The organism is Pseudemcibacter sp. (genome assembly GCF_965661635.1).
GTDB lineage: Bacteria > Pseudomonadota > Alphaproteobacteria > Sphingomonadales > Emcibacteraceae > Pseudemcibacter.
Map to the genome: position 1 here is coordinate 1 of NZ_CBFIEP010000155.1, position 11,786 is coordinate 11,786.

Here is an 11,786-nt window from a genome sequence, read left to right on the forward strand (position 1 = left end):
AGCCACATTTGCAATCGTATGAAAATTTGACATCGCGGACAAATCCCAGCCAGCCTCTGATCCCCATGTGGTATCCATCATTTCATATGTCAGACGATTGCCATTTTTGGTTAAATCACCCGATATTGGTGTCCAACTATCACCACGATTATCAGAGCGCCACATACGTTGCGACGCATGGTAAAGGCGTTTTGGATCATGATGTGAAACATTAATCGGCGCGTCCCAATTAAAGCGTTCAGCGGGTTCACCAGGCCTTGCTTGTGGTTGAACATTAACATTTTCACGCAGCATTTTGTCATGTCGCCTTAAGCCACCTTGTTGCATTTGTGAATACATAATATTGGGGTTACCCGGTTCCGTTGCTGGCCCATGACCATCTGCGCCCATGGTTAAATACCAATCACCGTTACGAATACCATCCGCGCGCATTGTACGACTTGGACCACCTTGTGTTGAATTATCCTGAGTGCCGCCATAAACATTATAAAATGGATATGAATCATCCGGCGCGATTTTATAAAATTGCGCAACATCAATCCCCTGCATGAAGCGCCATTTTGCCATATTATCACGACTTTCATATAAACCGCCATCGGAACCAACCAAAATAAAATCCGGATCAGTCGGATGGAACGCAAAAGCATGATCATCAACATGACGATTAACAAGGTTCATATTGTTCCACGTTTTACCACCATCCATTGAATAGGCACTTAAATTATTGGCCATATAGACCATATCGAATGTATGCGGGTCGACAAAGATTTCTTGATAATAATGTGGGCCGGTGCCACCAGATACACGATCAGACATCTTTTCCCAGCTTGCGCCTTTATCGGAAGAACGCCAAAAACCACCTTTACGTTCATCAAGTTCAATTGTTGCATAAACAACATTCGGGTCAATCGGTGAAACCGCAACGCTAGATTTACCCATATTACTTGTCGGCAGACCTACTGTCATTTTTTCCCATGTTTCCCCACCATCCGTTGATTTATAGAGCGCTGACCCAGGTCCGGTATCAATTAAGGCCGCAATCGTACGCTGACGTTGCCATGCAGCCGCATATAATATATCTGGATTACTTGGGTCAATGGCAAGCGAGCCGACCCCTGTCCATTCATCGATCTCGAGAGTATTACGCCATGTTTTACCGCCATCAGTGGTTTTATAAAGCCCTCTTTGACCACCTTTTGACCAAAGTGGCCCCTGTGCAGCAACCCAAACTGTATTACCATCTTCAGGGTGGATAACGATATCGCCTAAATGCTCACTATCTTCTAAGCCCATATTCGTCCAGCTTTTACCGCCATTTTCTGACTTATAAATTCCATCACCAAAGGCAATATGGCGACCAGCATTATTTTCACCCGTTCCAACCCAAACGACATTTGAATTACTAGGGTCAATTGTGACATCACCAATTGAATATACATTTTCATTTTCAAAAATCGGGTCCCACGTGGTGCCACCGTTTACCGTTTTCCATACCCCACCAGACGCAACACCAACATACCACGTTCCGGGGTCCTTTTGATCAACAGCAATATCCGCAATCCGTCCAGACATATATGATGGACCAATATTGCGCATTTCGAGCCCTTTAAAAGTGCTGCTATTCATCGGGCCTTCATTATCTTGGGCCATAAGTCCCGTTGGCATAGCCACAGACATCATTAATGATAATAGAAAATGTTTTTTCATAAGTTCCTCCTCCAATTTTTTTTAAGAAATTAGGTTGCACTATTTTAAAAGGAAAAACAAGGTCACGAATAAGCTTAGAATTTAAGAAAAAGTGTATTTTTAATTTTATGCCACATCTCTTCATTTGGGGCACACAATAAACCTGTCCCCTCATTTTTTGGAGTATAAGGTTGCTCATCTAACCCTAAAGCATATCCTCCGGCTTCCTTGTAAATCAAACTTCCGGGTAAATGATCCCAAATCAATGTACGGTAATATACGGAAAAATCCTTTTCACCTCTTAGTAATGAGACATAATCATAACCAGCACAAAATCCCGGACGGTTTTCCTTTATTAACTCAAGCTTTTCTTTTGCTTGATCCCTAATTTCTTTAGGCATACGGTTGATGTGCGCAGCACCGATTAATTCGCTAAGGTCAGATTTTTTATTGCTCAACGTAATTTTTATATCATTTAAATATGCGCCCTGCCCTTTGGTTGCATAGGCCATAATGTCACTTGCTGGTAAATATATCCAACTTGTATCGACACTTCCATGTTTGAGCGCTACTATCATCACTGCAAAACGCTCATTTCCTTTGATGAAGTTATTCGTTCCATCTATTGGGTCGATTAGAAATCCGTAGTCGGCTTTTAATAACTCATTCAATCTTTGCGGATTTTCTGAAATATCTTCTTCACCAGTAATTAAAGCATTCGGATATAATTCATGCAATCCGGAAATCAGCGCTTTTTCTGAAGCGATATCAGCTGCGGTTACAAATTCGCCAGGTTCTTTATAATGAACTTCCGTTTCTTTAAGATTTCGAAAACGCGTTAATATCTCTTCTGCGGAAACTTTTTTGATTAAACGGCAAATTTCATCAACTTTCATTTAATTTGCCCATTTTAGTCAATTGCCCGATAGCGGCGGCATCAAGACGCACAGTTAGTTTTGTATGTTCTTCCGTATCAATTCGTTCGAGAACTTCCCCATACTGATAAAAAAGTGCAACATCAGCGCCATCTTTATGTTCAAACGTCAATTCAAATTGTTTTTTACCTTTGGCTAACTCTTTTTCCATAGAAGAGAGAAGCACATCACAACCTTCACCAGATACGGCAGAAACGAGTGTTACATTATCAATTCGAGAAGCCATATTTTCGATAAACGAGCGCTCTTCTTCATTTAAAAGATCAACTTTATTCCATACTTCATAAAGACTTTTACTTTCTTCGTTTAAAACACCTAATGACTTTAGGATTTCTTCTACATCATGCTTTTGCGCTTCCGTATCAGGATGTGAAATATCACGAACATGCAATATTATATCTGCCTCAGTCACTTCCTCTAAAGTAGCGCGAAAAGCGGCCACCAAATGTGTCGGCAAATCAGAAATAAACCCAACTGTATCTGAAAAAATAGCCTTTTGACCATTAGGTAAATCAACATTACGCATGGTGGGGTCTAATGTAGCAAATAATAAATCCTCAGCCATAACTTTTGCTTCAGTTAAATAATTAAACAGCGTTGATTTTCCAGCATTGGTATATCCAACTAATGCAATGATAGGAAATGGAACTTTTCTTCTGCTATTTCTATGTAATTCACGTGTTTTAATAACTGTTGAAAGCTGTTTTTTTATTTTTCCAATTCGCTCATCAATTAATCGTCTATCCGATTCAATTTGGCTTTCGCCAGGACCACCCATAAAGCCAAAACCACCCCTTTGGCGCTCCAAATGGGTCCATGACCTTACCAAACGGCTTTTTTGATAACTTAAGTGAGCCAACTCTACCTGCAGAACCCCTTCTTTTGTTTGTGCGCGCTCGCCGAATATTTCTAAAATCAATCCGGTACGGTCAATCACTTTTACTTTTAATTCGCGTTCAAGGTTTCTTTGTTGTCCAGGGGATAATTCACAATCTGCCACCACCAATTCAATGTCATGTGCATTAATTATAGCCGACATTTCATCCAACTTCCCTTTACCTAAAAAGGTCGCCGGTCTAATTTTATTTAAAGTTATAACTTCAGCGAGAACAATATCTAACTCTAATGCAGCTGATAAAGAGACTGCTTCAGACAATCTATTTTCTGCACTTCTTAAGTTTAATGAATTCGCTCTATCATTTATACTTGGATGAAATACAAGCGAGCGCGCACCAGAAGAATGATCAATTTGTTCATTCCCTTGATTTCCATCATCCCATACAGAATTAAATGATTTCTTTCGAAACTGAAGCGTTTCTTTTACGTCGTGGTCCGTCATACGAGGAAAATACTACTCCTCATCAACATCACCATCTTCGTCTTCTTCAAATAGATTAATAGTACCACCAGGCATTATGGTAGAGATCGCATGTTTATAAACCAATTGAACATTAGAATCACGACGTAACAAAATACAAAAGTTATCAAACCAAGTGATAATACCCTGTAATTTAACGCCATTAACAAGGAACACTGTAATAGGCGCTTTGTTTTTGCGTACATTATTTAGGAAGGCATCTTGTAAGTTGTGTATTTTTTCAGACATTTTTTAATCCACTTTTATTATTATTGTAGCCTTAAAACAGATTTATACTGATTACGCTGCAAATAGTTGAAGCAGAGTATACCACAACAATGATGTGAATTAAACCAAGAAGAGTCATTCATTGAAATGAAAATTTAATTTCTTCGGAACGAAGGAGTTAGAAAAATAAGCAACGTAATTATTTCTAATCTTCCTAAAATCATAAGAGCGGAAGTAAGCCATTTTGCTTCATAGGTCATACCAGAATAGCCAATAAAATCGGGTGCTATTAGGCCAGTCATCGCCCCTGCACTAAATAAATTTGCGACCGTTAAACCAATGCCTGTCCCCATATCATATCCCATCGCACCATATGATACTGAAAAAATAGCGATAGACGTTAAATATAATATCAAAAGAGTCCATATACTCATCAGAATTGAATTCGTCACACTAATATCATTCACACGCATCGCAACAATACCGTGAGGATGTGCTAGTCGGCTAATTTCACTATCCGCTTGACGAAATAACACTCTAAAGCGAAGGACTTTAAATCCACCGGCGCTAGAGCCAGCCGTTCCGCCTATAAAAATCAATATTATTGAGATGATGATAATCCCTAGAGGAAGTGAATTAGCAGCATCAGGAACAAAGCCCGTGGTGCTTATGGCAGAAGCTGCTGTAAAAATAGAAATTCCCAGCCTTTTTAATACGCTTAAATTACTTCCATAATCAAATCCAAGCAAAGCAATGAACATCACGATTACAGCTACTAAAAACATCATTATGAAATATTTTATTTCCCGATCTTTTTGATAAACTTTATATTTACCACTTCTTAAAAATGACCAATGAAACGTTAAATTCGTCGCAGCAATAAGCATGAACGGAACCAATATGAATTCAGACATATTGTTAAATGAATTTACACCTGAATTGGCATGATTAGTGAAGCCACCGCTTGAAAGTGTTGCCATAGCCGTTGAGAGCGCATCAAAAGAGGTCATACCGCTAAAAATCAATAAAACCATACATGTAAAAGTAAACAACACATAAACTGAAGCCAGTGGCTTAAACGATGCCTTTAACCTAGCAAGTAGTCCTTCTCCTTCCCCATGAGGAAGTGAACTTCTAAATAAATCAGAACCGCCAATTGTACTCAATGGGATGATCGCTGAGGCAAGTATAAAAATCAATATTCCCCCTTGCCATTGAAGAAAAGAACGCCAAAACAAAAGCGTTTTTGGAGCAAGTGAGGAATTTGAAAGAATAGTTGACCCAGAAGTAGTTAAAGCTGATGCAGCCTCAAAATAAGCATCCGTAAATTTCGTAAGTACGCCTGAGATCATAAACGGTAATGATGCAAAGACAGGGATCAAAATCCAAGTAAAAATAAGAAACGAAATTATTGTGTATCTGGATGGTTTATTAGGATCATCATGAAAGGCAAAATAAAACCCTAACCCAATGAAAATCGTCAACATTGAGCTAATAAAAAATGGTAAAATCAGATGCGTTTCATCAAATGATAAAGCAACAAAAATAGGAATGGTCTCACTTATACCTAAAAAGATAAGCATGTACCCTATTATATGACCGATTTTTGTAATCATAATACAATCTATTATAGCTAACTTTAAAGGCTAGAAATATTCTAGCCTTACCGAGAATAGTTCTTCGACCTTTTTAATCATATCAGCACACGTAAAGACAATAACTGTGTCACCGGCATTTATAATCGTGCCACCTTTTGGAACGATAATTTTATCATCCTGAATAACAGATCCGATAATTACGCCCGGCGGTAACTTTACATCTCTTAATGGTTTTCCGACCAAAGGAGACGCCTCAACGGCAACAGCTTCCATAATTTCCGCTTCGCCACCTGCCAAGCTTTGAAGCGAACTAATTCTACCTCGTCTCATATGTTTCAGAATACTGGAAACGGTCGTTTGTCGTGGGTCAACGAATGCTTCAATACCTACCGAGTCTGTCAAGTCACCAAATGAGTGATCATTGATCAACGTGATTGCACTTTTACATCCCATTTGTTTTGCAAGTAGTGCAGAAAGAATATTTACCTTATCATCATTGGTTACTGAAATGATCGATTCAGTTCCATGTATATTTGCTTCTTTTAAGATTTCCATATCCAAAGCATCACCATGCAGAACAACCGCTTTTGATAATTTTTCTGCAACCTTAAAGGCTCTCTTTTCATCTCGTTCGATGATCTTAATTTGAAATTTATTATTCGATTCCGTTAATTGCTCGCTGATGAAAGTACCAACATTACCACCGCCAACGATCACAACATTTCTTGCTTCTTCTTCTTCATGACCAAATACACTTAATGCTCTTGTTACGTGCGATTTTTCAGAAGCAATATAAATATTATCGCCAACCAATAGCTGATCATTACCGGATGGAACAATTAATTTGCCATTTCTTAAAATTCCGCAAACCACAATATTTAAATCTGGGAATAGTTCTGTTAATTGGCGAAGGGGGGTATCAACGACTGGGCAGTCTTCTTCTAGCTTAACGCCAATAACCCTAATCCTATCATCCGCAAAACGGATCATATCGGTTGCACCTGGAACCTCTAGTCTGTTAATCGCCGCTTTCGCCACTTCAATTTCAGGAGAAATAATAACATCAATAGGCATATGATCGCGGCTAAATAGCAGTTGCCATTTCGGTTTCAAATAATTTTGCGCTCTAATACGTGCAATTTTTGTAGGAACATTAAATAAAGAATGTGCAACTTGACAGGCCACCATATTCACCTCATCAAAAAGCGTCACAGCAATAATCATATCCGCGTCTTCTGCTCCCGCGCTTTCAAGTAAATCAGGATGCGAAGCATAACCAACTAGAGCATGCACATCGAGTGAGTTCCTCACTTTATTAATAAGCGCTTCTGAACGATCAATTACCGTTACGTCATTTTGCTCTTGAGCGAGATGACGAGCAATATTGTAACCAACTTGACCAGCTCCACAGATAATCACTTTCATAACAAAATCCTTTTACACGTTCTTACTTTTTATCAAGTGTTCCAATGCCTAATCCCTTTAGTTTTCGGTGTAAGGCTGATCGTTCCATACCTACAAACTCCGCTGTTTTTGAAATATTGCCTTGGAAACGCTGTAATTGTACATTTAAGTATTCACGTTCAAACGTCTCACGAGCATCACGAAGCGGAAGTGTCATGATTTCAGTATTTGAATTAGGCCTTATAATTTCACTGTCTTCCATAATATCTGGCGGCAATAAACTAACGGTTATGACTTCTTCATCACCTGATAATATCAACATTCTCTCGACTGTATTTTTTAATTGACGGACGTTACCCGGCCAATCATGCGTTTGAAGCGCAGATAATGCTTCATCATCTATATCACGTGGTGGTCGCCCTGTCGCACTTGTAAAACCAAGTATCATTTGTTTAACCAAAAGTGGGATATCTTCCCTTCTTTGGGTTAAAGAAGGAACTTGAACAGGCACCACATTTAGCCGGTGGTAAAGGTCCTCGCGAAATCGTTGAGCTTCAATTTCTTGGCGTAAATTTCTGCCAGTTGCGCTTACCACTCTTACGTTAACTTGGACGCGCTGGTTGCCGCCTACCCGTTCAAAGGTTTGATCCGTTAATATACGCAATATTTTTGCTTGGGTTGTCTGCGGCATATCCGCGACTTCATCAAAGAAAAGAGTCCCGCCATGCGCCTTTTCAAAAACACCCGTTTTTACGACTACCCCATCTTCTTCAACACCGAATAACTCACTTTCCATATTTTCTGGTGACATGCTCGCCGCATTCACCACGATAAAGGCACCATTCGCACGCTTAGATTGATGATGGATTAAACGCGCCACCATTTCTTTTCCGGTTCCTGATGCCCCAGTAATGAGAACTCGACTGCCGCTTGGTGCGACTTTTTCTATTGTATTTCTCACTAAAGTAATTGCAGATGACGTTCCGGTTAATTGGTTTTCGTATCCTGCTTTTTCTTTAAGCTCAGAATTTTCACGGCGCAAACGGTCAACTTCAGTTGCGCGTTCAACTAGAATTAATAGTTTTTCGGTTTCAAAAGGTTTGCTGATAAAATCATACGCCCCCCTTTTAATGGCCGTAACAGCGGTTTCAATATTTCCATGACCACTAATAATGATCACGGGTAAATCTTTATGCTTTTTCTTTACCGCTTCTAATATTTCTAAGCCATCTAATTTGCTACCTTGTAGCCATATATCTAAAACAAGCAAAGATGGTCTACGTGCATCAATTTCCTTTAACGCATCATCACTATTTCCTGCCGTACGAGTGTCATACCCTTCATCGTTTAAGATGCCTGAAATTAAATCTCTAATATCAGCTTCATCATCAACGACCAAAATATCAAGCGCCATGAACTATCCTTATATTACTTTTAGCCCTTAAATCATCATTTTCTGTAAGTTGGTCTTCATCATCTTCAACGCTTTTAGTTTTTCTAAATATCAAGGTTGAAGAGGCCCCCATATCAGCATTATTTTCTAAAACTAGATTTCCGCCATGATCTTTCATAATTTTCTTAACAATTGCTAATCCCAATCCTGTTCCCTTACTTCTGGTGGTCACATAAGGCTCAGTTAAGCGGTCAATCATACCCTCAGGCATACCTATACCATTATCAGATACGGTAATTTTTGAAATATTTTCGTCATCTCTTAACTGAATACGAATTTTCCCGCCCTCTTGTTCGTTGAGAGCTTCTGAAGCATTTTTAATAATATTTGTTAGTGCCTGACCGATCTGTCTTGCGTCACAATCAAAATAAATAGGTTGATCTGGGAAATCTGTTTCGATCATTATGCCTTTATGGCTTAAGTCCATTAAGAAAGTAGCCTGCTTGGCAATTTCAACAAGGTCTTCTGTTTGAATAATTGGACTAGGCATTCTAGCAAATGATGAAAATTCATCAACCATTTGACGTAGGTCACGAACCTGCCTGACAATTGTATCCGTGCATTGTGTAAAAATTTCAGGGTCTGATGTAACCTCTTTTAAATACTTACGCTTTAGACGCTCGGCCGATAATTGAATGGGTGTTAATGGGTTTTTAATTTCATGCGCAATTCTTCTTGCGACGTCAGCCCAAGCTGCCGTTCTTTGTGCGGCAACTTGTTCCGTTATATCATCAAAGCTAATAACAAAACCTTTTGCATGCTTTCCTTTTAATTCTGCAGTAATTCGAACTAATAGGTTTAATGCATAATCACTTCTGTTTAATACAATCTGATCTTCTACACCTTCCGTTTTTGATCTAATAATTTTATCAAAAAGCTCAGATACTTCTGGCATAACGGCATTAATATTCCTGCCTTTCAGATCCTCTTCATTTATTCCAAGCATAATAGAAGCCGATCTATTAGAAAGCGTAATATTTCCCCCATCATCTAATCCCATAATACCCGGTGATACGCCCGATAAAACTGTTTCAGTGAACCGGCGTCTTTCATCAAGTTTCATATTAGCAGAAAGCAAGTCTTTTTGCTGTTTCTGAAGCTGGCGCGTCATGGTGTTAAATGCTTTTGTTAGGCCACCTAAATCATCATACCCCGCCTTGATAGGGGCACGTGCAGAAAAATCACCTTTACCAACCTTATCGGTTGCACCCACAAGTGTATTAATTGGCTTCATGAGATTACTTGCAAGACGGAAGCCTAACAACGCAGAAATAAATAGAACAATTAACGCAAGGAATAAGAAGGTAATATTAAATAAAAGTCTGTATTCCGATAATTCTGATTGGGATTTTTCAAAATCATCTTTAGCTTCCAATGTTCTTCTTACGAGCGCTAATGCTTGTGCATCAATTAATCTGCCAATATACAAATATTGATCTAAAAAAGCATCTAACCGAACAATAACCCTAATTTGTCCATCATTTTCGCCACTAGAAAAAACCTTTACATTCCCGTCGGCAGCCTCTTCCATAATTTGTTTATTTAATCGTCCATCAAAGACACTGAAAGTCGATGTCGCTCGCGAGGTTACTTCGCCTTCCCGATTAAGAATAATGGCATCAGAAAGCCCAAGAGCACGTGCCTGAATATTCAAAGCTTGATCAAGTAATTCTGGTTGACTAGAAAACACAAACGCACGTCTATTCAATTCATTTGCCATGCCAAGTGCATCGGCACGAATAATATTATAATGTTCTTGGATGTATGTCTGCGCAACACTTTCTGAACTATCAATAACGGTTTGTACTTTTTCACTAAACCAAGACTGAATTCCAAATTCGAAAAACATTATGGATACAATCGCCACAATAATTGTTGGCGTAATCGCAATAACACTGAATAATGTTACAATTCTTCTGTGAAGGCGGGTTGCCGCAGCTCCTTTTTTACCTTCTCCCCATAACTGAATAAATTGACGAACGACCAGCGTTCCCAAAAGCAACAGATTTACGGTAATAAATAAAACAAAAATATAAAGATTGTCTGGTGTAGGAGATAGTGGCGCGGCATTTGAAAATAAAGCATATGCCCCCCCAGCCGACATAAGCAAGCCGAGGAAAAGTACATATACTAACTTATTTTCCAAATCCACTTTCCTTGCCCAGAGCTTCATTCTGCTAAGGATGATGGATTTTTTTCGCAATACCTGTTCACTCATAATGAATAGAGACTATCATATTGTTGCAATAATGCAACATTTTAGCACGTTTTTAAGAATATTAGATAGCAAAAAAATTAAAGTCGATATTTTATAATTGGAATATTAAGTTCTTTAATTTTTTTACGGAGAGTATTCCGGTTTAAACCTAGCATTTCTGAGGCTTTTATTTGATTTCCTTTTGTCGCATTTAATGAAAGTTCAATCAGAGGGCGCTCCATTTCACTTAAAATACGTCCGTATAATCCTTTAGGAGGCAATTCATCCACATTATGTGCATCAAAATATTTCTTCAAATGACGGTGAATTGATTGCTGTAATGTCTCTGAAAAATACAATTGATCTGAATTTTGGTCGTCAGAATCTGATTGAATAATATTACCTTCAGATAGTTCCGTTATTACATTCTCAAAACTAATTTCATCTTCATTATATAATGCGGCCAAACGATGAACTATATTTTCAAGTTCTCTAATATTACCAGGCCAATCATATTTTTTAAGTTGCTCAATTGCATTTGTCGCCATAACTTTCGGGGTTGAATTATTTTCTTCTGAATAATTTGCAAGAAAGTAGCGAACCAAATCATCAATATCAGATTTGCGGTCTCTTAATGGCGGAAGGTTTATGGGCGCGACATTTAGACGGTAATATAAATCTTCTCTAAACAACCCTTGGGCAATTAAAGTTTTTAAATTTCTGTGAGTTGCGGCAATAATTCTAACGTTTATTTTAACGGGATCACCACCACCCACTGAAACAAATTCACCTTCTTGAAGAACTCTTAGAAGTCTTGTTTGCGCCTCCATAGGCATGTCGCCAATTTCATCTAGAAATAAAGTACCACCTTTGGCCTTTTCAAAGCGCCCTATATTTTTTGACACCGCTCCAGTAAAAGAGCCTTTCT

The 11,786-nt window shown here is 38.6% G+C and carries 9 protein-coding genes; all 9 read right to left on the reverse strand.

What is annotated here, in order from left to right:
• Positions 1 to 1,707 (reverse strand): VPS10 domain-containing protein (locus ACTF6W_RS10465; protein ID WP_438994490.1); only part of this gene is annotated, 1,707 nt, incomplete at its 3' end.
• A 74-nt stretch (positions 1,708 to 1,781) separates the two neighbouring features.
• On the reverse strand, positions 1,782 to 2,582 hold the full coding sequence (locus ACTF6W_RS10470; RefSeq protein ID WP_438994491.1) for an inositol monophosphatase family protein: 801 nt from the start codon (positions 2,580 to 2,582) through the stop codon (positions 1,782 to 1,784).
• On the reverse strand, positions 2,572 to 3,960 hold the full coding sequence (hflX, locus tag ACTF6W_RS10475; protein ID WP_438994492.1) for a GTPase HflX: 1,389 nt from the start codon (positions 3,958 to 3,960) through the stop codon (positions 2,572 to 2,574). Before hflX ends, ACTF6W_RS10470 begins: the two co-directional genes overlap by 11 nt.
• Positions 3,961 to 3,972: 12 nt before the next feature.
• A complete protein-coding gene (gene hfq / locus ACTF6W_RS10480; protein WP_438994493.1) occupies positions 3,973 to 4,227 on the reverse strand; it encodes an RNA chaperone Hfq in 255 nt (84 codons plus the stop codon).
• A gap of 134 nt (positions 4,228 to 4,361) precedes the next feature.
• On the reverse strand, positions 4,362 to 5,789 hold the full coding sequence (locus tag ACTF6W_RS10485) for a TrkH family potassium uptake protein (RefSeq protein WP_438994494.1): 1,428 nt from the start codon (positions 5,787 to 5,789) through the stop codon (positions 4,362 to 4,364).
• A gap of 63 nt (positions 5,790 to 5,852) precedes the next feature.
• Positions 5,853 to 7,229, reverse strand: coding sequence for a Trk system potassium transporter TrkA (gene trkA / locus ACTF6W_RS10490; RefSeq protein ID WP_438994495.1), 1,377 nt, complete (start codon positions 7,227 to 7,229; stop codon positions 5,853 to 5,855).
• A gap of 22 nt (positions 7,230 to 7,251) precedes the next feature.
• Positions 7,252 to 8,622, reverse strand: a complete 1,371-nt coding sequence (gene ntrX, locus ACTF6W_RS10495; protein ID WP_438994496.1) for a nitrogen assimilation response regulator NtrX — start codon at positions 8,620 to 8,622, stop codon at positions 7,252 to 7,254.
• Positions 8,612 to 10,807, reverse strand: coding sequence for an ATP-binding protein (locus ACTF6W_RS10500; protein WP_438994497.1), 2,196 nt, complete (start codon positions 10,805 to 10,807; stop codon positions 8,612 to 8,614). Before ACTF6W_RS10500 ends, ntrX begins: the two co-directional genes overlap by 11 nt.
• A gap of 149 nt (positions 10,808 to 10,956) precedes the next feature.
• Positions 10,957 to 11,786, reverse strand: an 830-nt coding sequence (locus ACTF6W_RS10505) for a sigma 54-interacting transcriptional regulator (RefSeq protein ID WP_438994498.1), incomplete at its 5' end; no start/stop codon positions are given.